Below are 25294 nucleotides of genomic sequence, written 5' to 3' on the forward strand. Positions count from 1 at the left end.
CCTCTCGCCAAGCTCTACACACAATTGGAACATCATCATGTCTAATGCCAATCGTTATACTGGTTTAGTTGACCGCTATCGCGACCGTTTACCCGTATCTGCAACTACTCGCGCAATTTCTTTGGGCGAAGGTAATACGCCACTGATTAAGCTTGAGAACATTCCACGCATTATTGGCAAAAATGTTGAAATTTATGTGAAGTACGAGGGCTTAAACCCGACTGGTTCATTTAAAGACCGTGGTATGACCATGGCTGTAACAAAAGCAGTTGAAGAAGGCTCTAAAGCAATTATCTGTGCATCTACAGGTAATACATCTGCTGCAGCGGCTGCTTATGCTGCACGTGCAGGCATTAAAGCATTTGTGCTCATCCCAGAAGGCAAAATTGCCATGGGTAAAATGGCACAAGCGATGATGTATGGCGCGGTAACAATGCAAATTCACGGTAACTTCGATGACGGTATGCGTCTTGTAAAAGAAGTTGCAGATCAAGCACCAGTTACGATTGTAAACTCAATCAACCCATACCGTCTGCAAGGTCAAAAAACCATTGCTTACGAAATCGTTGACGAATTAGGTCGTGCACCAGACTACCACTGCCTACCTGTAGGTAATGCAGGTAACATCACAGCACACTGGATGGGTTATACCGAAGCTGTGGCGAATCAGCCTAAAGAAGAATTTGTACAAGTCGTTTATGATCCTGAAACTGATCAATTCACAGGTCCAAAACCTGCGGGTCTACCAACAATGGTGGGTTACCAAGCTGCTGGCGCGGCACCATTCCTTCGCGGCGCACCTGTAGAAAACCCTGAAACAGTAGCAACTGCAATCCGTATCGGTAACCCACAAAGCTGGAACCATGCTAAAGCAGTAGTCCGCGATTCAGAAGGCTGGTTCGATGAACTTCAAGATGCTGAAATCTTAGAAGCACAGCGTCTACTGTCTATGTACGAAGGTGTATTCGTAGAACCTGCTTCTGCAGCGTCTATCGGTGGCGCGATTCGTGACATCAAAGCAGGTAAAATTGCTGAAGGTTCTGTGATCGTATGTACTGTGACAGGTAACGGTTTAAAAGATCCTGACACTGCCATCAAGCAATGCCAAGATGCAGTAATGTTGTCGATTGATGCAACTATGGATCAAGTTCGCGATTCAATTCTGTCAAATATGTAATTCATATGCTGACTAAATAAAAAAGCCCTGCTCTTGCAGGGCTTTTTATATCTTGCATTCACTTCAGCATTTAAACGTTGAGTAAATCCAAATACTGAAAGAATGAAAAATCTGAAATCTTATTAAATACGTTTTGGTAACTGGCTCGCCCAATTCATTAGACGTGTCGCATCATTGGTTCGTGCAACTGAAGAATCCGCACCCAATAACACCACCACCGCTGGACGGTTATTCAGTGTGGTATGCATCACAACACAGCGCCCTGCTTCATTAATAAATCCAGTTTTTGAAATATTAATATTCCAACCACCATTACGTACTAAAGCATTGGTATTGTTTGATTTCAACACGCGGTAGCCCAAATTAAAGTCATAACTTGGTGTGGTTGAAAATTGGCGGATCAAACCATACTGCGAAGCGGTATTCACCAAAATACCTAAGTCACGTGCCGAAGCAACATTGCCTGGGTGCAAGCCAGTCGATTCCATATAATGAGTCGAGTTCATTCCTAATGAGCGTGCTTTCGCATTCATCGCTGAAATAAATGCAGAACGACCACCTGGATAAGTACGTGCTAATGCCGAAGCCGCTGGATTTTCAGACTTCATTAAAGCAAACAGCAATGCTTCTGCGCGGTTCATACTGTCGCCAGCACGAAGTGTTGAACTTGAGCTTTTACAGCCTGAACATGAGAAATCAGACTGTTGTAAGGTAATCTTTTCAGACATGTTTAATCGGGCATCTGAAATCACTACTGCTGTCATGAGTTTGGTAATCGATGCAATCGGTAAAGCGGTATTGCTATTTTTGCTATACAGCACCTCACCGGTTTGCCCATCCATAACCAATGCCGCACGTGCATTTACAGAAGGCTGACCTGCGTATTGATTGGTATCAATGATACGGACCGTTTTCGATGGTGCTGTCTGTACCACACCGCCTGTACTACGTACAGAAGTAGTCACTTTAGTTGACCCTTGAGGAGATGGCTCTTCAGCGCTATAAGACACGTCACCGTTGAGTAACTGGTTTGCATCTTCAGATGACCAGCTAATATTTGACTGCTGATTTGCAGCACTATTCATCACAATTTCAGCAGAACTGAAACTGCTCATACTGAATAAAATTGACATGCCCAAAACGTGCATGAAGGATTTATTTAATTTTTTCACCATTGCTCACTCAACTCAGGATACTAAACATTTGCGCAAGACCAGCAATATGCCGTACATTGGTCACAACTACGAACATTTTTTGCTCACACATTGTGTATGAAGTTTTTCATTTCATATAAGAATAGGATTGCTAATTTTGTCGTTTCATTGCAAGCTTATTTTGCTTTATGTAACAAAAAAAACAGATTTTGACTTGAGGGAGAGTGTAGGTGATCACAGTTTTGGTGGTAGATGACCATGAATTAGTCCGTACTGGTATTTGCCGTATGCTCGAAGACCATGCCGATGTCCAAGTCATTGGACAAGCCGAATCTGGTGAAGATGCGATTACACTTGTTCGCCAGCACCATCCGAATGTCGTTCTATTAGATGTCAATATGCCGGGGATCGGGGGGGTAGAAACCACACGTCGCCTACTCCAAACAGCGCCAGATACAAAAGTCCTCGCAGTCAGTGGACTTGCTGAAGAACCCTACCCGTCTTTATTGTTAAAAGCAGGTGCCAAAGGCTATATCACCAAAGGTGCACCAGTCACTGAAATGGTCCGTGCGATTAATAAAGTGATGCAAGGTGGCAAATATTTCAGTGCAGACATTGCGGAACAACTGGCCAGTTCATATTTGTCTGATACCCAACAATCACCTTTCGATGCCCTGTCTGAGCGTGAAATGCAAGTTGCCATGATGGTGGTCAATTGTATTAGCGCACAAGAAATTTCCGATAAATTATTCGTTAGCGTTAAAACAGTGAACACCTACCGTTACCGCATTTTTGAAAAACTGAATATTGATAGTGATGTCAAACTAACTCACTTGGCGATTCGCTACGGGTTAATCAAACCTTAACACAACGTACATCCTGTTACTTATGACACAGCGTTCAATCCATAGTGAATTGAACCAGTATCATTTGGGCCTTTGGTACAGTGCTTATCGCTTTATCATCAGTGCCTGTCTGTTACTGGTCTTTTTACTGACCTACACTCAATTCAGTTCAGATTATGAATACCCACGTTTATACCTATATGTATTGACGATTTATTTGCTGTTTACCAGCATTCAATTCATGTCGCTTGGACGCTTCAAAGTCCGTATTCCAAACCAGCTACTGCTGTTATTCATCGTAGATGTGATTTCGCTGAGCTTACTGACCTTAGCCATCGATGGACCCAATTTACATTTGAGTTTGCTGTTTGTGATTACGATTTTTGCAGCATCCCTGTTATTAGATGCCCAAAAAGCCTTGGTCATCACCCTCATCGCTGTGATCTGTGTGGTATATCAACTGTTTTTAGGTTCAATTCTTGAATTTACCTCACTTAAAAATTTAACCAACAGTGCGATTTTGGCTTTTTTATTTTGTGTAGTGTATGGCAGTGCGCAAATTGCCGTGAAACGTTTTCAGTTATTGGAAAATCTGAATTTTTCGCAATCTTTAGAGCTACATCGACTACAAAACATTAACCGCTATATTTTAGAACAGATTGATACGGGCTATTTGGTTTTGGATGAAAACTGTCATGTGGTGCTGAGTAATCCTGCTGCTTGCCATTTACTCGGCATGCCAAATTCTTATCATCATGATCAATATCCACTGTATACCACGCAGCCCGACTTATTTGAATTACTCAAGTTTGAAGATTTAAAAAGCGGGGAAAAATTTCAATTTGAATCGCAACAAAGCCAATACCACATTCAGGTACTCGTACAAAAACTCGTTGTGCCGCATCAAATGCTGACCTTGCTGATTTTACAAGATGCACAAAAACTCAATCAGCAAGTGCAACAACTAAAATTAGCCGCTTTAGGGCAACTCTCCGCCAGTATTGCTCACGAAATTCGTAATCCTTTAGCGGCGATTGTGCATGCCAATGATTTATATCCGCAAAGTGATACCGAACAACAGCACATGTTGAATCATATGATTTCACGTCAAGCGGTGCGGATTGACCGAATTATTCAAGACACCCTAAATATGGTGCGCAATAAGGAAACCCATCCGACTCGTCTGAATCTAGAACAATTTTTACCGTTGTTCCTACAAGAAGATCTGGCAGACATTCAACAGAACATTCGACTCAATGTACAAGCCAAAACCTTGATCGATTTTGATGAGGCACAGTTCAGACAAATTTTAATCAACCTAATTCGTAATGCGATTCGCCATAACAATCCGGACATGTCGTATATCGAAGTGGTGGCGCGTACAGATCAAAAAAAAGTCCAGATCGATGTCCGAGATTTCGGTCATGGGGTTGCTTTACAAAATCGCGCACAGTTATTTCAACCATTTTTTAGTACCGAAATTACTGGAACTGGTTTAGGATTATATCTTGCTCATAGCTTCTGTGAAGCGAATCAAGCACAGCTTTCCTATGTAGAACAAAAACAGGGAGCTTGCTTTAGGATTGAGTGCTTACAAGCTGTTATTTAATTGTTTTTAGGGGAAAACTGTGGATTCACAACCACTGGTATTGTTAGTTGATGACGAAGAAGACTTATGTATGCTGATGCAGATGTCTTTATCAAGGATGGGGGTTAAAACACATGTTGCGCATCGCCTCGACGAAGCTAAAAAAGCCTTGTCTACCTATAGCTACGATGCCTGCCTAACCGATCTCAACTTACCGGATGGTAATGGTCTACAGCTCTTAGATTGGATGAATGAACACTGTCCTTCCCTACCCGTTGCTGTGCTTACTGCCTATGGCAACATGGACATTGCCATTGCCGCATTAAAGGCGGGAGCATTCGATTTTGTCAGCAAACCGATCAATCCCAAACATCTTGAACAACTGCTACAAAAAGCCCTGAATAAGCCTTTGGCCGAAGACATTACTTCGCAAGATGCTTTAGAGCATAAAATGTTAATTGGTGAATCGCTCCCAATCCAGCAATTGCGTCGAACCTTAAAGAAAATTGCACGTTCACAAGCACCTGTTTTTATTACGGGTGAATCTGGTACAGGTAAAGAGGTCGTGGCCAATTTGGTTCACCGTTTAAGCAACCGTAATGAAGGACCCTTTATTGCCATTAACTGCGGGGCAATTCCCACAGAGTTAATGGAAAGTGAACTTTTTGGTCATAAAAAAGGCAGCTTTAGTGGTGCCACCCAAGACAAACAAGGTCTGATTCAATCTGCACATGGCGGTAGCTTATTTTTGGACGAAATTGCCGAATTACCTTTAGCCATGCAAGTTAAATTGCTACGCGCAGTACAGGAAAAACGTATACGTCCTGTGGGTTCAGACTGTGAAATTGATGTCGATTTCCGTGTGATCAGTGCCAGTCATCAGGACTTAGAAGCTCTCGTCCAACAAGGTCGCTTCCGCCAAGATTTATTTTTCCGTATCCATGTGATGGATTTAGTGTTGCCTGCCTTACGTGAACGTGGCGACGATATCCTCTTATTGGCGCAACATTTTATTCAAAAAATTAGCCATGAATGGGAAATTGCCACTAAGCCTCTGACTGAACGAGCGAAAAATTTCCTACTCAACCAATATTATCCGGGTAATGTTCGTGAACTCCGCAATATTATCGAACGTGCTATGACCCTCTGCGATGATGATCAGATTGATCTTCAACATCTGCAAAGTGCGCCATTAAGACAACCAAGTGCTCAGTTCAATTCCGCTACAGCAACGAATGAATCTGCTCAGCTGAGTGCAAACAGCAACGAACAGAGTGTGGTCCCTCGCAAACTACCTGAAGAAGGTTTAGAGCTCTTTTTAGAAAATATCGAAAAAGAAGTGCTCATGAATGCGTTAAACCTTACCCATTGGAACCGAACCCTTGCCGCAAAAAAATTAGGCATGTCATTCCGCTCATTGCGCTATCGTTTGAAAAAATTCGGCTTAGATACCGAAGACGAAGAGTAAAAGCTTTCCAGCGTATTGCTGTTTATTTTTGATTCAGCAATAACTCTGCAACATGATCGACATAGTGATCTTCACGTGCATCATGTTGCAGCGGATAGTTATAGTCTGGCTGCACCCCAATTCCTTCAATCATTTTGCCATTCGGTGTCAGATATTGCGACACAGTCATTTGTAAAGCCGCACCATTACTCAATGGAAATAGTTTTTGAACCACACCTTTACCATAACTTTTCTCACCCGCTACCCATGCACGTTTATGCTCTTTTAAGGCTGCGGTAAAGACCTCTGCGGCAGAAGCAGAACGATTGTTGATTAAGATGCCGACTTTCATATTTTGAAATTCAAAACTTGGTAAAGCCTGAAATTGTTGGTCACCCTCAGATCGACTTCGTGTCGACACAATAATGCCCTGATTCAAAAATAAATCGGCAGACTCGACAGCTGCGGACAATAACCCACCGGGGTTATTTCTTAAATCAAACAATACGGCTTTGACACGTGAACCGTGACTTTCAATTAAACGCTTTATTTCATTGGCAGTATCTTGTTGAAAAACTTTAACGTGTAATACTAAAACCTGATTATTTAATAATTTAGATTCTATATCTGTTTCAACTTTAGTGTTTCTGACCAAATTGATCGGTTGACTTGCAGTTATCAGCTGTAGATTCAGCGTCGAGCCGATACTGCCGGTGAGTAAGTGTCGCACTTGATCTTGATTGAGTTTTTTGAGTTCTTGATCATCAATTTTAAACACCGCCGTGCCATTTTTCAGACCTAGCTTTGCTGAATCGGCATCAGGCTTTAAATTGGTGATGACCCATTGCTGTAAACCTACATCAAAGCGCAAATTGAAATCGACACTCGCAATATCCCCTTCGGTGTATTGCAAAAGCTGCTTATAGTCTTCAGGTGAAAGATATCGTGAATAACGGTCTAAACCACTGACCATGCCTTTGATGGCTTGTTGGAATAATGCATCGTCATTTTTTTCAACTACATAATTTTCTTTGACAATGCCATAGATTTGAACAAATTGTTGGATCGATTCGACAGGTACTTCGGCATAACTTTGTTCATAGCTGCCATCAAACTCATCGAAAGCCGACTTTGCTTTGTCGGCTCCCCATGTCGAATGACTAGAACACAGCAGCAAGGCTGTAAGGCTTACAACTGACGTCCAGTGTGCTTTAGTCATTCATGCTTCCTTACATTTTAAGATTCAAGAGTAATCAAGTTACGACCTTGCATTTCTGTTGGTACAGGAATGTGCATAAGAGTTAACAGTGTCGGCGCTACGTCAGCCAAAACACCACCTTCTGCAATTGTTGCATTGGTCGGACCAACATAGATAAATGGCACAAGTTCAGTGGTATGTTGAGTATGCACCTGACCACTTTGGTAATCCTGCATTTGCTCTACGTTACCATGATCGGCAGTCACTAGCATGTGACCTTTATTTGCCATCACAGCTTCATACACACGACCTAAGCACGTGTCTACAGCTTCAACTGCTTTCACTGCTGCATCAAATACACCAGTATGTCCGACCATATCACCATTGGCATAGTTCACAACCAGTAAGTCGTACTCACCTGAATTAATTGCGGCAACCAACTCATCAGTGACTTCATAAGCGCTCATTTCTGGTTTTAAATCATAGGTCGCAACGTTTGGTGATGGAATCAAAATACGTTTTTCACCCGGATATTCGTCTTCACGACCACCACTGAAGAAGAAAGTCACGTGTGCATATTTTTCAGTTTCAGCAATACGCAGTTGTGTTTTACCCAAATTAGACAGGTATTCACCAATCGAGTTATGCAACGCTTCTGGCATATAAGCCACAGGTGCATCAATTGTTGCTTGGTAACGTGTCAACATGACAAATTTTGATAAAGCAGGAACCACTTTACGTTCAAAACCTGCAAAATCTTTTTCCACAAATGCTTTGGTAATTTCACGCGCACGGTCAGCACGGAAGTTCATAAAGACAACGCTATCACCATCTTGAATCGGTGCTAAATCACCAATACGCGTCGCTTTCACAAATTCATCTGATTCTTCAGCAGCATAAGCCTGCTCTAGACCTTCAACAGCAGTCGCTGCAGTGCGCACTGCTTCACCTTCAGTTAATAGGCGATAGGCTTGCTCAACACGATCCCAACGGTTGTCACGGTCCATCGCAAAGTAACGACCAATCATGGTAGCAATACGACCTTGACCCGGATACTGAGCAAACAGCGCATCTAATTTTTCAAGCGAAGGTTGTGCGCTTTTTGGTGGCGTATCACGACCATCAAGGAATGCATGAAGATAAACTTTTGCACCACGTTTTAATGCCAATTCAGCCATCGCCACAATGTGATCTTCATGTGAATGCACACCACCTTCAGACAACAAGCCCATGATATGTACAGCACGGTTTGCAGCTTTGGCTTTTTCAACCGCATCGACTAATACGTCATGTTCAAAGAAGGCACCGGTACGAATATCTTTGGTAATACGAGTAAAGTCTTGATACAGCACACGTCCTGCACCAAGGTTCATGTGACCCACTTCAGAGTTACCCATTTGACCATCAGGTAAACCAACGTCTTCGCCAGAGCCTGAAATCAATCCATGCGGATGCTTTTCCTGCATTGCAGTCAAGTTAGGTCGTTTTGCTGCTAAAAAGGCATTGTCCTCGACCGCTTCGCGATGACCCACACCATCCATAATTACCAATACGTGTGGGATTTTGCCAGCAGTTGCATCCGTCATAATGAACACTCTTTCGTTTATAAATTAATCATACTATCTTACCGAATTTTCGGTGAAGACTCTATGTGACAACCATGGTTTATCTAGGTCATCAACATTGTTTTACTCAATCTTGCATGCACTTAACGTGCGCGGTGCAGCAGATAGCCACCCGCTACAAACATCAAAATAATTGGTATAAAGACGAACCATGCAGGCGATGGAGCGTACACCAAACTTGCATAACCCAAGAAATCTTGTAAGTAGTAAAAGCCCAGTCCAGCAAATAAGGCAATCACCAAGCGGAAACCCATCGACTGTTGACGTAAAGGTCCAAAAATAAATGAACACGCAATCACCACTAAGGCAATTAAAGCAAAGGGCGAACCAAACTTTTGCCAAAACGCCAATTGGTAAGTTTTCGGGACTTGGCTATATTCATGCATATAACTCATAAAGCTCACCAATTGACTGGGTGATAGGTCTTCAGGGTCAATGGTAACCATATGCACATATTTAGGTTGCAAGGCCAATGAAAGCGGCTGTTCAGCATTTTGCTTAGCCACAGCATCACCCGTCGCTAATAGGTCGACTTGGGTTGAATTTTGCAGTGTCCAAGCCCCATTTTTGACAAAATTCCCTTGCTCCGCATCTAAAGTGCCTCGCAAACGATATTTTTCATCAAAATCAACAACCTGAACATCTTTAATTTGACCTTGTGAATTGGCATAGTCAATATAAATAAAGCGCTGGCCTTCACGTGACCAATAGCCTTTGACTTCGCCCAGTTCAGCCGCAGTGCGGTGACTTTTGACGCTTTTGGCTTGTTCATTGGTATAGGGAATGACCCATTCGCTTAATGCAAAGGATAAAACCACCAAAATGAGTGCCGAACGAATCACCCAGCCCACAATCCGCCAAAGGCTGATGCCGACCGAACGCATCACAATTAATTCACTATTTGAAGCTAGAGTCCCTAAACCCAGTACTGCACCAATCAAGGCTGAAATCGGCAAAATTTCATATAAATAATTCGGTGAACTCCATAACACATACTGCAAAGCATTCCATGCGTTATAGCCTTCTTTCAGCGAGCCCAATTCACCTAAATAAGTAAAAAGCACTTGTAAGCCAGCCAATACCGCGGTCGCACCAAGCATGGCTAAAGCAGTAGTTTTGGTCACATGTTTTGCAACTATACGACGTGCCAACATTTTAAGACCTCACTCGCTGAATTTGTTTCTTAATTTTGGGCGCTAATTTTTGTTTACGCGAGAACAATGCCGCTGCAATGCCGTAAATTACCAAAACAAGTGGATAAGCCCAGATGCCCATTTCTTCTTTACTGATCCGCGTTTTGATCGCCATTAAAGCCACGATTAAACTGGCAAAAATAAGTAAGGCTGGGAACAGTTTTAGGTAACGCCCTTGACGAGGACTGACCTCAGACAAAGCAGTGGCAAGCAATAACGCCACCAAAATAGCGAACGGCACAAAGATTCGCCAACCAAGTTCACTGGCAACCACAGGATCATGACGGTTATCCCATAACTTCGAGGTTGGTAAAGCTTCTACTTCGGTACTTTCAAATTTTGCTTCTTTATCATTTTCTAAACGTAAACGATAACTTTGGAATTCAGCTTGAGAATAACGCGGTTGCCCCGGATAGATTTCGTAACGGCGGCCTTCAACTAAATCAACCACATTGGCATTGTCATCGGGCACTTCGACGCGGGTCGCTTCTTTTGCCAAAATAATGACATCAGGCTTGCCCTCTTTTTCTGCACGCTGATAGAAGAAAATATCTTTTAAGTTTTTACGGTCTTCTGACAAGTCCCCTGCATAAATGGTATAGGGCCCAGAGGAAATAAACTCTTTCGGTCGAACCAAGTCAAAGCCTGTTCGTACCGCTTGCGAAGTCGTTAATGCTTCAAACTGACGGATGCCCCAAGGCGACGCCCACAGCATCAAAAATGCTTGAACAGCCATAAAGACCACGGTCATCGGCACCAATAAACGTGACAATTGATTACGACTGACACCGCTACCATTGAGCACAGCCATTTCATGATCGACATACAGACGACCAAAGACCAACATCAGACCAATAAAGAAACCGAGCGGAAGAATTAAGGTTAAAAATTCAGGCAAACGGTAGCCAATGATGCTAAATAAAATACTTGCATCTAAACGACCCTGCGCCGCCACACCAAAGTACTTGATCAAACGACCACCCATCATGATCAAGGTCAATAAGGCAATCACAACCAGTGATGTCGACACCACTTGCTTGACCAGATAACGCCGAATAATCAAATTAATTCTTCCAAAAATAGGGCCAATAAAAACTAGCGTTAGTTTACCCGAATGTAGAAAATATAAAACCTATACCCTTGTTGCTCATTGAAACTCTATTCATATAAATGTTTCAATGGTTTAATGGTTTATAAATTTAAAAAGGCATAAATACCGCACATGAAACTTTCTATTAATACGTCATTCCAAGCGAATGCGTCCAGCCAATATTTGTTGATATTAGTAGATTCTGAGCACGTTACAAATGCAGCTACTTCATATCAAATCAATGATTTAGATAATTTAATTGACGCGACTCAATTTAAAGCAGCACTCAATGAAAGCCTGCCTTTGGTGGCGAACATTGCCGCTTGTCGTAACAGCACACTTTTAGGCCTCGGCAAAGTTGCTGAATTACAGGTCAATAAATTTGCAAAAATTGCACAAACCATTATTAAAGCGTCACAAAAAAAATTCAAACAGATCAGTGTCGATATCTCTGCCCTACCACAAGAACAACATTATTTATTTGCACTTAGCCTGACGCAAGCGGCTTATGCATTTGATGAATACAAGTCTAAGAAAAATGAATTTGTTTTGGAGCAGATCCATTTAATCGCTACTGAAAGTCCATTAACCACTGCACAGCTTGAATTAATTTCTGCAGTGCAATCAGGTCAAAGTTTTACTCGTGACTTAGGTAACCGTCCGGGCAATATCTGTTTTCCTGAATATTTAGCCGAACAAGCTCAAGCACTTGCAGCTGAATTCCCAGATCAACTCAAAGTGACTGTACTCGATGAACAGCAAATGGCTGATCTCGGTATGGGTGCTTTCCTTGCTGTGAGTAAAGGTTCTGACCGTCCAGGCCGTATTATTACCATCGAATACCTTTCAAATCGTGAAGAAGCGCCAGTGGTGCTTGTTGGTAAAGGCGTGACTTTTGATACTGGCGGTATCTCACTTAAACCGGGTGCAGGCATGGACGAAATGAAATTCGACATGTGTGGTTCAGCATCAGTTTTGGGTACCATCCGTGCGCTGTGTGAAGCGAAATTACCGATTCATGTAGTCGGTGCAATTGCTGCTGCAGAAAACATGCCGTCTGGTCATGCCACTCGCCCAGGTGATATCGTGACGACCATGAGCGGTCAAACCGTTGAAATTCTAAATACCGATGCCGAAGGTCGTTTGGTGCTGTGCGATACCTTGACCTATGTAAAACGCTTTAACCCTGCACTGGTAATTGATATTGCAACCCTCACAGGTGCATGTGTCGTAGCACTGGGTTCAGTCCTTACTGGTATGTTCACTCCGGATGATGAACTGGCGGCTGAATTGACTGCTGCGGGTCAACATAGCTTTGACCGCGTATGGCGCATGCCCGTGATTGAAGATTATCAAGAACAACTTGATTCTCCATTTGCAGATATTGCCAACATTGGTGGTCCAAAAGCAGGTTCTGTAACAGCTGCATGTTTCCTTCAACGCTTTACGCGTGAATATCGTTGGGCGCATTTAGACATTGCTGGGACTGCATGGAACTCAGGTGCAAATAAAGGCGCAACAGGTCGTCCTGTGCCATTATTAATGCAATTCTTAGCGAATCGTGCTCAAGCGAATGGCTAAAGTTAGCTTTTATTTATTTGAAAAAAGTCCTGAACGACAAGTCGAAAGCACTTGTCGTTTATGCCGTAAGATTCTGCGTCAGCCTGTACGTATTTGGCTACATTGTGCTGACCCAGACTTACAGCAACAACTTGATGAACGCCTGTGGAGTTTCGATCACACAGGTTTCATTCCCCATGGTATCGATCAAGCCGAGGCAACGGTCTGTATTTCTGCCCAATTGCCTGAGCAAGCCGACTGGATTGTGTTTAATTTTAACGATCAAGCACTTGAACAGTTCGCAAGTTTTAGTCACATTATCGAAATTATTGAAAATAACGAACCCGCTAAAATTATCGGGCGTGAAAAATATAAACAATATCGACGTTTGGGCGTTCAACCACAGACCCATAAACTTTAACGTGATATTGGTTTTACCCTATTTGCAAGGAGATGCACCATGGCATTGAATGTCGGTCCAGACTTTAAACAGCGCTGGTTAAAAGTACCTGAAGCTATTCGTCAGACCTTTATTGATGACCTTGGTCGCGTTTGCGATGTACTCAATCCCAGTACAGACATTCAACAATGGCTAGTCAATGACCAACAGCAACAGCAAATGTCTTTTGACAAAATTGAGTCTGCCTATGCAGATTTGAAAGCACAGCTGATTGAAGATGCTCGCATTCGTAAACAATTGGCTTTAGAAAAAGCCTTAGAAGAAAAACGTGAAGCTGAACAAGCCTATGCAGAACAACTGAAACGTGACGAAGAGTTACGCTTTGCTGCACAAACGCAAGCGCTCACCATGATGCAACATAATCTTGATCGTGAAGTACAACACTATGCCGCTCGCTATCATAAAAATCCTGAAACGGGTTTAGCAGGATTAAGCCAAAGCTTATCGGTCAGCGAAGGACAAATGTTGTCAGAACTTGAAAGTGTACGCGTGCGTTTGGAACTTGAGGCAGAAACGCAAATCGAAATGGCAGTCAGTGATTTCCGTGCAAAATTGAAAGCTGCAGCACAAGAAGAAATTGACTATATCTTAGAAAACTCCAATTTTTCGACAGAATCTACATCATCCCAAGCATCGTAAGCTGTCGATCGAAATCTGGTCACTGTCATTAAACTGACATGTATTTGCAACATGATGTTCATATGGCTGAAGCATTGTCCCTCAAAATACAATGCTTCAGGCATCCTAAAAATATAATCATGCATCCAGATGGGAATTCAATATGGACATCATTCACCAGATTACCCAGAAAATATCCTCTCTATCTGCTGGAGAACAATGGGACATTCGTGCCAAAGATCTTTGGCTGAGTCATTCAGACTTTCACAGTATTTCGGTGTATCTCAGCCGAGAATCAGAAAAAGGTGGTTTTAGCATTCAGCAACCGCCCCACAGCTCGATTTTTCAAACCCTTGATGTGGTGACCGTTACAAAACACTAAGTTGTCATCGACTCCATAAAAAAAGCCCACAACTGTGGGCTTTTTTTATGTCTAAGTTTAGCTTAGACCAAATCTGCAACTGCAGAAACAGTATGTCCTAGGAAATAACCGATACCGAGTAGTAATCCAATCCAGATGAAACCACCTAGCACATTATAAAACATAAATGTACCGAGGCTCATGCGCGCAGACCCAGCGGCAAAAGGCGCAAAAGAACGTACAAAAGGTACAAAGCGTGCGACTAAAATCGTTTTACCGCCATGCTTCATAAAATATTTATTGGTTTTGACCATATATTCGGGCTTAAAGTAACGTGTGTGCTTATTAAAGTACTTAATGCCTAGCACGCTGCCCGTATAGTAATTGACGCAGTAGCCCAAGACCGATGCGACAAATAACATCAGCCCCATGGTGTGTAAATGCACCACTTCCGTCGTTGAACATAATGCGCCGATGGCAAGCAACAGGCTGTCTCCCGGCAGGAAGAACATAAATACTGAACCCGTTTCTGAAAATATCACCAGAAATAAAATGGCATAAATCCACACACCATAATTTTCCAATAACATGGGTAACCACTGTTCCAGATTCAGTAAGAAATCAATCATTATCACCTGTCTGATTATTCATCATATATGTCATTCCGCGACGCATTATCACCAAAAATAAAAAAACAGTCTAATTTTTCAATCAGACTGTTTGGTTTTCTTCGGTATCAACTTATTTCAAGAAGCCATTTTCAGCGAGAAAATCTAAGCTAATTTTAGATTGCGCTGTGGTCTCAGCGGCTTTATCTCCGAGCAATAAACGCTCAATATAACGTGCTAAAACATCCACTTCCAAGTTCACTTTAGCCCCAGCTTTCCACGTACCGATATTGGTTCGTTCAGCCGTGTGCGGAATTAAATTTAAGCTCAGCACATTGCCACGTAAATGGTTAATCGTCAGGCTAATACCATCCACGGTCACAGAGCCTTTTTCTGCTAAATAGCGTGCAATTTCTTTCGGTGCGGTCACTTCAAAATAAATTGAACGTGCATCTGAACGAACTTGAGTGATTTCACCCACTGCATCGACATGACCACTGACAATATGTCCACCAAAACGCGTGGTCGGCAACATGGCTTTTTCCACATTTACTGCCTGCCCTGCTTTCCAGTGTTCCAAAGTGGTCCGATTTAAACTTTCACGTGATACATCAGCTGCATACCAATTGCTACCAAAGTCAATCACGGTTAAGCAAATGCCATTGGTGGCAATAGAATCTCCCAAATGCACATCCGACATGTCTAAATCTGTCTGGATACGCAAGCGGACATCGCCACCCACGTTTTGAATGCTTTCAACTTTACCTAGACTTTCAATAATGCCTGTAAACATGTTCAATCCCTAAAAAATATGGGGCGATGATTTTTACCACAAATCAAGTTGCGTGCTCACGCCAGAGGTATCGACACCACCTAATTCTGCAAAATGGTGCAATTGACTCAACAACTGACGGATTGGTGGACCTGATTTGGCATGCGTATCCGTGATGACAATAAACTCTAGTACGCGTGCACGTTCAGACTGACGCTGCTTACTCACGCGGTAACGTGGTACATCTTGCGTCAATAAGCTTACTCTGCCACGTTTTAAATTGGCTTGTAACAAATCTGTGGCGCTGATATTACCATCGGTTGAATAGCTCGTCAGGATGTAACGTGCATTGATGGTTTCTAATAATTTTTCATAAGCTTCTTTCGCATGCTTCGAAGAATTATATGGACTTGGACGTTCTTTACGCCATGCACGGTCGATTCCGCTCTTAAAGCCTTTGGTATCTGGCGTTGGTAAATCCACCTGATCCCATAACGTTAAGGCATTCAACACATGGTAGTTACTGCTATAAGCATGTTGGTTATATGGTGGATCGAGATAAGCCACATCTACTTCAAAGCCGCTCATTTGATTGGCCAAATGCTGTGCGTCGACACACCACATTTCCGCGGCGGGTTTTTTCGGATCACCAATTTCACAAAAACGACTTGGGGTCAGCCATAACAATGAACCGATACGATCTAAGGCTGCTTGGGTTTTACCACCCCAACCATGATGAAAGCTTTTAAATACACCGCTGGTATTGCTGACAAAACTTGCTGAATACAATAACGGTGCCAACAAAGCACTCATTTCCACATCATCAATCGCGCCTTGAGCCTGCCAAGTTGCAATTTGCTGACGAATCGCATCGATACGCATACCATTACGACGTTTAAAGAATAAACGGTCACGTGCCGGATCGTAGATTTCATCATTACGTGGACACAAGTTATGGGTCACCCAACCTTTAACTTCTGGCAAACGGTTCAGATAATCAATCGCTTTCTGATAGCCACCCAACTCTTTAAAAGCAGGTGCTTCAACGCAAGAGAGAATCGCGCTGTTCAAGGCATGGCTGTAGGGTTCCCAGTCATTGGCAATAACACGATAGCCGTTTTGACGAGCCAACCGTGATACCACACCCGAACCTGCAAAAAAGTCTGCAAATATCGGCGCACGACCATCTTCGCGTTTTAAGGTTCCCGTTTGCTCAAGTGCTTCTAAAATCAGATGTAATAGGCGGCGTTTGTTTCCCAAATAAGGAACCAACTGATGGAAAAGATATTCGTCTGTGGTACGAGCCGCATGACGACGTTTGTGATAAACCGTAGACTCTGAATTCATAGCGTCTCTTGAGAAGGGATTAACCTTAAGCGAATGTCATCACCCAATTGAGTGACATCTTTCAGCTTAAATCGAAGCTGCTCTGCCATGCGGTCAAATTCCGCATTAAACATCGCACGTGCTGACTGACCCAACAAGGTCGGTGCAACATAACTGATCATTTCATCGATCAAATGTTCTTGTAAGAAAGCGGTCGAAAGTGTCGCACCGGCTTCCACAAGGACATCATAAATTTGGAACTGTTGAACGCATGCTGCTAACAGATCGGCCAAAGGCTGAATTTCAAATTGTACCACGCCCAAGTCAGCAAGTTCCTGACGATATGGCCCCATGACCATCACGGTTTCAGGTTGCTGCAATATTTTTGCGCTTAATGGCAAGCGGCCTTGGCGATCTAGCACGATACGTTTCGGCTGAACCACGCTTCGCATATCAACAGCATCATCGAGTTGACGTACGTTGAGTAAGCAATCATCTGCTAATACTGTTTCCATCCCAGTAATCACAGCACCTGATATCGCACGCCAATGCTGTACATCTTGTCGCGCCATTGCACCGGTAATCCATTTAGACTCACCCGAGGCCATGGCAGTACGCCCATCCAGGCTCGATGCGACTTTGAGCCGGACATAAGGCATGCCCGTCGCCATGGCTTTTAAAAAGCCCAAGTTCAATTGATGCGCTTCTGCTTCACAAATACCTGTGATCACTTCAATGCCAGCATCACGTAGGATTTGTACACCTTTACCCGCAACCAATGGATTCGGATCGGGACATGCTACAACGACTTGAGCAACACCTGCTTCTACCAAACCTTTGGCACAAGGTGGCGTACGTCCATAGTGTGCGCAAGGCTCTAAAGTCACATAAGCGGTTGCGCCACGTGCGGCCTCACCTGCATCACGCATTGCAAAGACTTCGGCATGCGGCTGACCCGCTTTGGGATGAAAGCCTTCACCAACCAATTGACCGTCTTTGACAATTACACAGCCCACATTGGGATTGGGACGAGTGCTGTATTGCCCCTGCTGTGCCAATGCAATTGCACGCCGCATCCACTGTTGATGCTGCTGCAAAGGCACTTGATCTAACTCAGACATGTAATCACTCATGATAAAAATGGAAGCAGATGTGCATTAGTGCTCACGCTGCTGCATTTGTTCAATTTGACGACGAAAAGCTTCTACATCTTGGAAGTCTTGATACACAGAAGCAAAACGTACATAAGCCACATGATCTAAAGCAAACAAAGACTGCATGACAATTTCACCAATGGTGCGTGATTTCACGTCACGTTCACCCAAACGGCGAATTTGCAATTGAATATCACTGAGTACCGTTTCAATTTGCTCTTGCGTTACTGGACGCTTTTGCAAGGCATGCATGAGCGAGCGGCGGAGCTTGGCTTCATCAAAAGGTTCGCTCTTTGAGTCAGACTTGATGACACGCGGCATCACCACTTCATAGCTTTCAAAAGTTGTAAAACGTTCACCGCAACTAATACATTCACGGCGGCGGCGTATCTGACAGCCTTCAGCAGCAAGACGTGAGTCAATCACTTTACTGTCTTCAGCGTTGCAAAATGGACAATGCATAGCGGTTAAATTGAACAAATCCGAATGGATTTAGAGTGTAGCAAAAATTTTGAAATTTGTAGAGCTTTACGCTAGATATGGAAAAAAAACAGCCCTTTCGGGCTGTTTTACACAATATATTGATTTACTGTGATCTTATTATTCTACACGTTCACCATGTTGACTTAAGTCTAGACCCATACGTTCGTCATCAGCTTCAACACGGATGCCAATCACTAGATCAATCACTTTCAAGATAATGAATGTCATCACTGCTGAGTAAGCAATAGTCGCTAGTACGCCTTCGACTTGAACCCATAATTGATGCATTAAGTCGCTCGGTGCTTTATCACCCATGATGAATTCGCTGGCAAAGAATGCTGTAAGGATCGCACCCACGATACCACCGACACCATGTAGACCAAACGCATCCAAAGAGTCATCCGCTTTCAACGCACGTTTCAGCGCAGTAATCCCCCAGAAGCAAACCACACCACCGATCAGACCCATCGCTAAAGCACCACCAACTGTTACGAAACCTGCCGCAGGTGTAATCACCACAAGACCTGCTACTGCACCAGAAGCACCACCCAAAACAGACGCTTTACCACGAACCACTTTTTCAGTAATTAACCATGCCACTGCTGCTGCCGCTGCTGCAACTTGTGTTACCACCAATGCATAACCAGCGGAACCATTTGCACCCAGTGCAGAACCACCGTTGAAACCAAACCAACCTACCCATACAAGGCTTGCACCGATGACGGTTAAAGTTAGGTTATGTGGCGCCATAGATTCACGGCCAAGCCCCATACGTTTACCAAGCATGTACGCTGCAACGAGACCCGCAACACCTGAGTTGATGTGAACAACCGTACCACCCGCAAAATCAAGCGCACCGTCGTTACCTAACCAACCACCGCCCCATACCCAGTGGGTAATTGGTGCATAAACCACGACACTCCAAATTGCGATGAACGCAACGAAAGCACCGAATTTCATACGTTCTGCAATCGAACCGCTAATAATGGCAACGGTAATGATGGCAAATGTCATTTGGAAAATAACAAAAAGAATCTCTGGAATCGTACCGGACAAGGCTTCTGTGGTGATGCCCGACAACATAAATTTGTCTAAGCTACCGATAAAGGCATTACCTTCACCAAATGCTAAGGTATAACCCACAATCACCCACGTTAAGCTCACGACACCTGCCGCAACAAAACTGTGTGCCATCGTGCTGAGTACATTTTTCTTACGGACCATACCGCCGTAAAATAATGCTAAACCGGGAATTGTCATGAGTAACACAAGTGCAGTGGATACTAAAATCCATGCTGTATCACCTGTATCGAGCTTAGGTTCTTCTTCTGTAGGTGCTGGTTCTGCAGGTGCTGGCGCTGCTTCAACTGGAACTGCAGCTTCTGTTGTATTTAGCGTTGTTGTATTTGCAGTATCAACTACTGTGACTTCTTCTGTAGGTGCTGTTGCGCTTTCTTCAGCCCACGCAACAGAACCACCTAAAAGTGCACTGGACAAGCCGAGTGCAATTAGCATTTTTTTCATTCGTATCCCCCGACCTGATTTTCTGAGTTATTAGCTACTCAGCAAACTTCATGCCAATTTTTTAAACGGCATCTGCACCTGTTTCACCAGTACGGATACGGATGACTTGTTCCAGATTGCTTACAAAAATTTTACCGTCGCCAATTTTTCCTGTGCTTGCAACACGAGTAATTGATTCAATTACGGTATCGACCATTTCATCACTGATTGCGATTTCGATTTTTACTTTTGGTAAGAAATCAACCACGTATTCAGCACCACGATAAAGTTCAGTATGACCTTTCTGGCGACCGAAGCCTTTAACTTCAGTGACAGTGATCCCTTGAACACCATTTTCAGAGAGTGCTTCACGCACGTCATCTAATTTAAAAGGTTTTACAATTGCAGTTACGAGCTTCATGTTTTGTTTTCCTTCGGCTTATTTCACCTGTAAGGTTTTATGTTCAATTTTCATGCCAATATGACTACAGTCGGGGGAAAATAGTCAGCCCAGCATGAGATTTCTTTATAACCTATTTTATACGGATAATCTTGCGTATGCTTATAAAAATAGACGTTTTTACTAGAAGAATTACGATTTTACTGATCGATTAAACGCATATTTAAATAAAAGCACTATGGTCATGAATGTGGCGATGTTAAACTGCTGCCACCAATTCACTGAGGATGGTCAAAACAATGATTGAAACCTTATTACAAGCGATATTAGAACAAATCGATCAGCCGAAAAAAGACGTCGAACATAATCTTCGCAGCTTACTCAATGAAGCTGTGAGCAAAATGGATCTCGTATCTAAAGAAGAAATCGAACGCCAACGTACTGCACTGAATAATGCCAATTTACGTTTAAATGAATTGTTGAAACACGTCGAAGAACTCGAACAAAAAATTCAGAACAAAAAATAAGCACCTTTTTAGTGCAACAAAAGACGCATAACGATTAAAAATAATGCACCATAACGGAACAATAATATGTCTTTTGCCAAAATCTATACTCGGGGTTTGCTCGGCTTAAATGCACCCCAAATTGAAGTTGAAGTTCATGTCAGCCAAGGCCTACCGTCATTGACCATTGTGGGCCTACCTGAGGCCGCCGTCCGTGAAAGTAAAGACCGTGTCCGCTCTGCGATTATTAATAGCGGCTTTCAGTTTCCGACCAAACGTCTGACCATTAATCTAGCACCCGCAGATTTACCCAAAGATGGTTCACGTTTAGATCTCGCCATTGCTTTAGGGATTCTGATCGCGTCGGGACAACTTCCTGAAAATGCAGCAGATGGTTTTGAATTTATTGGAGAATTGGCACTTGATGGTTATTTACGACCTGTCAGTGGCATCTTAAGTATAGCCATTGCCTGTCAGCATATCGGGCATCATCTGATTCTACCGGCACTCAATGCCGATGAAGCGGCACAACTGCCGGAGTTCCAAGTCTTTCCTGCTCAGCATCTTAAGGATGTATGTGAACATTTGAGTCGTTCAGCCTTAATCAGCAGCCACCCCTCGACATCGTCAGCCAATCAACACAGTTACCCTTTTGATTTATCTGATGTGAAAGGTCAACTGAGACCACGTCGTGCTTTAGAAATTGCGGCGGCTGGCGGTCATTCCCTGCTATTTCGTGGCCCTCCAGGCACAGGTAAAACTCTACTCGCCTCGCGTTTAGCCAGCATTCTTCCGCCCTTAGATATGCAAGAAAATTTGCAAGTCGCGAGTATTTATTCCATTGCAGGTGCAAATCATCATTTTGGGCAGCGTCCATTTCGTGCGCCGCACCATACTGCGTCTGCGATCGCCCTCGTCGGAGGCGGATCAAATCCTAAACCGGGTGAAATCACCTTGGCACATTTAGGAGTTTTATTTTTAGATGAGCTGCCTGAATTTGATCGAAAGGTGTTGGAGGTATTACGGCAACCACTCGAATCCAAAGAAATTGTGATTTCACGGGCTTCTCGTCAAATCACCTTCCCTGCGAATTTTCAATTGATCGCAGCAATGAATCCTTGCCCATGTGGCTATGCCTTTAACCAAGACAGCCGTTGTCAATGTAGTGCTGAAAGTATTAAACGCTATCAAAACCGTATTTCAGGTCCATTATTAGATCGTATTGATTTACATATAGATGTCCCGCCACTGGCAGCGCATGAATTACAAAGTTCGCAAGAGGTTGAAAGTTCAAGTACAGTTAGGCATCGTGTCATTCAAGCTTATGAGTTACAAATAGAGCGTCAGCAAAAATCCAATATGGCGCTCACGCCGACGCAATTGGAGCAACAAGCGGTTTTGGATGCTACTGCGCAGAATATTTTACAGTTAGCACAGCAACGAATGAATTTATCTGCGCGTGCTTATCATCGCGTATTACGTGTTGCCAGAACCATTGCCGACTTAGCTCAAAGTGAACACATTCAAGCTCAGCACGTTTCTGAAGCACTGTCCTATCGAAGCCAACTCAATGCTTAAAAAAATGGCGACCTAAGGTCGCCATTTTTAATGCTTTTTAACATTAGAATTCGTATTTCAAACCAAATACGACTTTATTCTTTTGTTTTTCATCCGCACGGTCATAACCACCAACTGTGTAATTCATGCTTGCGGTAACACCTGTATCTGCTAAAGGCTTGCTTAGACCAATATCAAAGTGACGGAAACCAAAGCTTTCTGTTGTTCCTAAATTATCTTCAAAATCACCTGAATCTTGATATGCATATAAACCAAGCGCGGTATCTAGACTGAAGTCTTTAGGAAGTGCATAGCTATATGATGCTTTGATATAAGTATCACCTGCATTACCCCATGAAACATCTTCAAGCAAAGTTTGCGCTGTTAAGCCAAAATCTTTATAGCTTAGCCCAAGCATTGTTTCTAAACCGTTTGCATCACTTGTATCAATATCATAGTAATAGTAGTAAGTTAGGCCTGCTGTGTAACCAAGATCATCATTAATTGAACCGTTATAGCCCGCATAAAAATCATTTTCAAAACCATTCGGTAGGTCATCACCATAGTTTAATGTTGAACCCCACCAACCTGCATAGAAGCCTGATGCATGGCTATAATCCAAACCACCTTGGATTGTCGCATCTTTATTTTCAGGCACATTGGTAATACCACGTAAATTATAGCTAGACAGTACGCCGATATTTCCAGATACAGAATGCTCTGAAGCAGGTGCTTCAGCAAATGTAAACGTCGATGCTGCTCCAAGTACAGCGATTGATAAAGCTTTAAGTGCAAATTTCATGGTTTATTCCCCCACATCGTGCGACGACGTATTTTTTGGTTATTTCGTTGAACTCAATGAGGTATTAGCAAGCGCTGTGCCATGTTTAAAAATATACACATATTTTTTTTATAAAGGTCACGATTTTGGCTTTCATAAAACATATAAGATACTGTTTTTATTTGTTATTTTTTAATTACTCTATTTAACTATTTTTCTCTAAATTTTTTTTTAGAATGCAGATTGTCAACTATTCAGATTATTTAAATCCTTAGGTTGATAGTTGTAACAGGATTTTAAAAATGCGCTTTTTTGAGTATATTTTTTCAACACCGATCTCAAAAATGCATAAAAAAAGTGCACAATCACCATTGTGCACTTTCAAAAATATGACCGAATACGATCAACTCGTTAATGTTAGAAAGAATAGGTCAATCCAACCACAACGTTATCGTCTAATTCCTCGCCTTCACGATCTTTACCGCCCCATACATAGTCAGCAGCAATTTCAAATCCAGTATCTGCAATCGGTTTACTTAAGCCCAAACGTGCTTCAGTGAATACTACATCTTCTGTGGTTGTTAATAGGCTGTCATCGTGACTGTCATTAAAAACAGAAACGCCGAGCGATGAATTTAATGAAACATCATACGGTAATGCATAGCTATAAGTAGCGTTCAGATATACATCGCCTGCGTTGCCATAATTAACATCAGACAACAATACAGCCGTGCCTACTGTTAAATCTTTATAACTTATGTCCTGAATAAATTCGACGCCTGTCGTGCGACGCTTTTCAGATCGGTCGTCGTTATACACTGAACCGCCACCTTGATAGACATAGGCCATCACTTGTGACTTATAACTCCAATCTTCATTCAGTTCACGTCCATATCCGACATAGAAATCATGTTCAAAACCATGTGACTGACTGTCGTCCGTAGGGTCATAGTTGAGTGTAGAACCCCAATAGCCCGCGAACAGCCCACTGTTGTGTGCATATTCAAGTCCGGCTTGTAATGCCGCTTGATCATTTTCTTCACTCGCACGGTACACATATTTGTTTACCACGCCCAAACTTCCAGACCAATTCCCTTGTGCAGTTGTGGCTTGTTCAGTTTGTTCTGCAAATGCAGGGACTGTACCTAGGGTCACTAAAATACTTAAAATGGCTTTTTTATAAAATTGAATCATGTTTAGTCCCCACATCGGATCGATCGTGGATTGGGTTGAGTAAAATTTAGCGCCGATTTTAATCGATTTTACCGCACTGTATAGCCCCTTTTTTCTTATTTTGATCAATTAAATCATTTAAAAACAAAGGTAAGATTATATAAAATAGTAAAAAATAAGCTTTTGATTCATAAAATATCTTTTATCGTGTTCCAGTCTTTAACAATGATTTAATGTTTTAATTTATATGTATTTATCACGATTATTATCATCTTTTATTGAGCTAGATTTTAAGGAAAACATTTCTGACGACTTCGCTAAAAGTCATTCTCTATTTACAAAAAAACACGCCAACAGTGCTTACTTAGCCTGAACATTGATGCCATGCACCTCAGCAGTTTTTATACTTTTTGATCAAAATACCAATTTAAATTCAGCACAAATTGTCGCGAAGAGTAATGATAAATCAGCAAGTTAAATGAAAGTTTTTACCGTTTTTTATATTTTTTTATGATAAGCAATGAAGAAACTTCTCTTTAGCTTAATATATATTCAATTTAAATAAACTATTTGTTTAACAACAATAACATACGAAACATTTGCTTGTTACAGATTGACCGATGATCTGAATGTTTTCTAACTTTAGTGTAATAAGCGCATTAAAAATAGTGATTTTTTTAAGAAAAAATATACAATCGCACTACATATTAACCAA

General features: G+C 42.5%; 24 protein-coding genes. 10 read left to right on the forward strand and 14 right to left on the reverse strand.

Annotated features, from left to right (window positions below):
- Positions 1 to 37: 37 nt before the first annotated feature.
- Entirely contained in the window at positions 38 to 1177 is a 1140-nt protein-coding gene (gene thrC / locus FTT77_RS12915; protein ID WP_078192584.1) for a threonine synthase, read from the forward strand.
- Between the two features lie 122 nt (positions 1178 to 1299).
- On the opposite strand, the gene FTT77_RS12920 is transcribed toward thrC, so the two are convergent.
- Entirely contained in the window at positions 1300 to 2349 is a 1050-nt protein-coding gene (locus tag FTT77_RS12920) for a serine hydrolase (RefSeq protein WP_180004717.1), read from the reverse strand.
- Between the two features lie 212 nt (positions 2350 to 2561).
- Between FTT77_RS12920 and FTT77_RS12925 the strand changes: the two genes are divergently transcribed.
- The 3 genes from FTT77_RS12925 (at position 2562) to FTT77_RS12935 (ending at position 6232) form a co-directional block, all read left to right on the forward strand.
- The gene (locus FTT77_RS12925; RefSeq protein ID WP_078189449.1) at positions 2562 to 3197 is read left to right on the forward strand and encodes a response regulator; all 636 of its coding nucleotides are present in this window, start codon (positions 2562 to 2564) and stop codon (positions 3195 to 3197) included.
- 22 nt (positions 3198 to 3219) lie between these two features.
- Entirely contained in the window at positions 3220 to 4785 is a 1566-nt protein-coding gene (locus FTT77_RS12930) for a PAS domain-containing sensor histidine kinase (RefSeq protein WP_180026526.1), read from the forward strand.
- Positions 4786 to 4855: 70 nt separating this feature from the next.
- A complete protein-coding gene (locus tag FTT77_RS12935) occupies positions 4856 to 6232 on the forward strand; it encodes a sigma-54 dependent transcriptional regulator (RefSeq protein ID WP_218949186.1) in 1377 nt (458 codons plus the stop codon).
- Positions 6233 to 6254: 22 nt separating this feature from the next.
- On the opposite strand, the gene FTT77_RS12940 is transcribed toward FTT77_RS12935, so the two are convergent.
- The 4 genes from FTT77_RS12940 to lptF all read right to left on the reverse strand — a co-directional run bounded on the left by FTT77_RS12940 (position 6255) and on the right by lptF (position 11290).
- The gene (locus FTT77_RS12940; protein ID WP_180026524.1) at positions 6255 to 7430 is read right to left on the reverse strand and encodes a S41 family peptidase; all 1176 of its coding nucleotides are present in this window, start codon (positions 7428 to 7430) and stop codon (positions 6255 to 6257) included.
- Between the two features lie 17 nt (positions 7431 to 7447).
- Positions 7448 to 8995, reverse strand: coding sequence for a 2,3-bisphosphoglycerate-independent phosphoglycerate mutase (gene gpmI, locus FTT77_RS12945; RefSeq protein ID WP_180026523.1), 1548 nt, complete (start codon positions 8993 to 8995; stop codon positions 7448 to 7450).
- Positions 8996 to 9117: 122 nt separating this feature from the next.
- Positions 9118 to 10188, reverse strand: coding sequence for an LPS export ABC transporter permease LptG (gene lptG, locus FTT77_RS12950; protein WP_078189454.1), 1071 nt, complete (start codon positions 10186 to 10188; stop codon positions 9118 to 9120).
- Between the two features lies 1 nt (position 10189).
- Positions 10190 to 11290, reverse strand: coding sequence for an LPS export ABC transporter permease LptF (lptF, locus tag FTT77_RS12955; RefSeq protein ID WP_180004700.1), 1101 nt, complete (start codon positions 11288 to 11290; stop codon positions 10190 to 10192).
- A 159-nt stretch (positions 11291 to 11449) separates the two neighbouring features.
- On the opposite strand from lptF, the gene FTT77_RS12960 reads away from it, so the two are divergent.
- The 4 genes from FTT77_RS12960 (at position 11450) to FTT77_RS12975 (ending at position 14337) form a co-directional block, all read left to right on the forward strand.
- Positions 11450 to 12898: a leucyl aminopeptidase gene (locus FTT77_RS12960; protein WP_180026522.1), complete on the forward strand. Its 1449-nt coding sequence runs from the start codon at positions 11450 to 11452 to the stop codon at positions 12896 to 12898.
- The gene (locus tag FTT77_RS12965; RefSeq protein WP_078189457.1) at positions 12891 to 13298 is read left to right on the forward strand and encodes a DNA polymerase III subunit chi; all 408 of its coding nucleotides are present in this window, start codon (positions 12891 to 12893) and stop codon (positions 13296 to 13298) included. Before FTT77_RS12960 ends, FTT77_RS12965 begins: the two co-directional genes overlap by 8 nt.
- 39 nt (positions 13299 to 13337) lie before the next feature.
- Entirely contained in the window at positions 13338 to 13976 is a 639-nt protein-coding gene (locus FTT77_RS12970) for a hypothetical protein (RefSeq protein WP_180026521.1), read from the forward strand.
- Between the two features lie 142 nt (positions 13977 to 14118).
- A complete protein-coding gene (locus FTT77_RS12975) occupies positions 14119 to 14337 on the forward strand; it encodes a hypothetical protein (protein ID WP_078192596.1) in 219 nt (72 codons plus the stop codon).
- Between the two features lie 62 nt (positions 14338 to 14399).
- On the opposite strand, the gene FTT77_RS12980 is transcribed toward FTT77_RS12975, so the two are convergent.
- The 7 genes from FTT77_RS12980 to glnK form a co-directional block, all read right to left on the reverse strand.
- Positions 14400 to 14945: a VTT domain-containing protein gene (locus tag FTT77_RS12980; protein WP_078189460.1), complete on the reverse strand. Its 546-nt coding sequence runs from the start codon at positions 14943 to 14945 to the stop codon at positions 14400 to 14402.
- Between the two features lie 112 nt (positions 14946 to 15057).
- Positions 15058 to 15717 carry a riboflavin synthase gene (locus tag FTT77_RS12985; RefSeq protein ID WP_078192598.1) on the reverse strand — a complete coding sequence of 220 codons (660 nt, stop codon included), beginning with the start codon at positions 15715 to 15717 and terminating at the stop codon, positions 15058 to 15060.
- Positions 15718 to 15750: 33 nt separating this feature from the next.
- Positions 15751 to 17043: a DNA adenine methylase gene (locus tag FTT77_RS12990; RefSeq protein WP_078189462.1), complete on the reverse strand. Its 1293-nt coding sequence runs from the start codon at positions 17041 to 17043 to the stop codon at positions 15751 to 15753.
- Positions 17040 to 18143, reverse strand: a complete 1104-nt coding sequence (ribD, locus tag FTT77_RS12995; protein WP_180059117.1) for a bifunctional diaminohydroxyphosphoribosylaminopyrimidine deaminase/5-amino-6-(5-phosphoribosylamino)uracil reductase RibD — start codon at positions 18141 to 18143, stop codon at positions 17040 to 17042. Before ribD ends, FTT77_RS12990 begins: the two co-directional genes overlap by 4 nt.
- A 36-nt stretch (positions 18144 to 18179) precedes the next feature.
- Positions 18180 to 18638, reverse strand: coding sequence for a transcriptional regulator NrdR (gene nrdR / locus FTT77_RS13000; RefSeq protein ID WP_067763170.1), 459 nt, complete (start codon positions 18636 to 18638; stop codon positions 18180 to 18182).
- Positions 18639 to 18776: 138 nt separating this feature from the next.
- The gene (locus FTT77_RS13005; protein ID WP_180026519.1) at positions 18777 to 20183 is read right to left on the reverse strand and encodes an ammonium transporter; all 1407 of its coding nucleotides are present in this window, start codon (positions 20181 to 20183) and stop codon (positions 18777 to 18779) included.
- 61 nt (positions 20184 to 20244) lie between these two features.
- Positions 20245 to 20583: a P-II family nitrogen regulator gene (gene glnK / locus FTT77_RS13010; protein WP_067763174.1), complete on the reverse strand. Its 339-nt coding sequence runs from the start codon at positions 20581 to 20583 to the stop codon at positions 20245 to 20247.
- Between the two features lie 278 nt (positions 20584 to 20861).
- Here glnK and FTT77_RS13015 point away from each other — a divergent pair, with 278 nt between their 5' ends.
- Positions 20862 to 21089, forward strand: a complete 228-nt coding sequence (locus FTT77_RS13015; protein ID WP_078189551.1) for an accessory factor UbiK family protein — start codon at positions 20862 to 20864, stop codon at positions 21087 to 21089.
- A 66-nt stretch (positions 21090 to 21155) separates the two neighbouring features.
- Positions 21156 to 22646: a YifB family Mg chelatase-like AAA ATPase gene (locus tag FTT77_RS13020; protein ID WP_180109419.1), complete on the forward strand. Its 1491-nt coding sequence runs from the start codon at positions 21156 to 21158 to the stop codon at positions 22644 to 22646.
- 43 nt (positions 22647 to 22689) lie between these two features.
- Here the strand turns inward: FTT77_RS13020 and FTT77_RS13025 are convergent, their stop codons facing one another.
- Both FTT77_RS13025 and FTT77_RS13030 read right to left on the reverse strand, forming a co-directional pair.
- Positions 22690 to 23427 (reverse strand): TorF family putative porin, encoded by a 738-nt coding sequence (locus FTT77_RS13025; RefSeq protein WP_180008086.1) that lies wholly within the window; start codon positions 23425 to 23427, stop codon positions 22690 to 22692.
- Positions 23428 to 23823: 396 nt separating this feature from the next.
- On the reverse strand, positions 23824 to 24600 hold the full coding sequence (locus FTT77_RS13030; RefSeq protein ID WP_180109418.1) for a TorF family putative porin: 777 nt from the start codon (positions 24598 to 24600) through the stop codon (positions 23824 to 23826).
- Between the last annotated feature and the right edge of the window lie 694 nt (positions 24601 to 25294).

Origin of the sequence: Acinetobacter sp. YH01010, assembly GCF_013420775.1 — a bacterium.
In the GTDB taxonomy this organism is placed as follows: Bacteria; Pseudomonadota; Gammaproteobacteria; order Pseudomonadales; family Moraxellaceae; genus Acinetobacter; species Acinetobacter amyesii.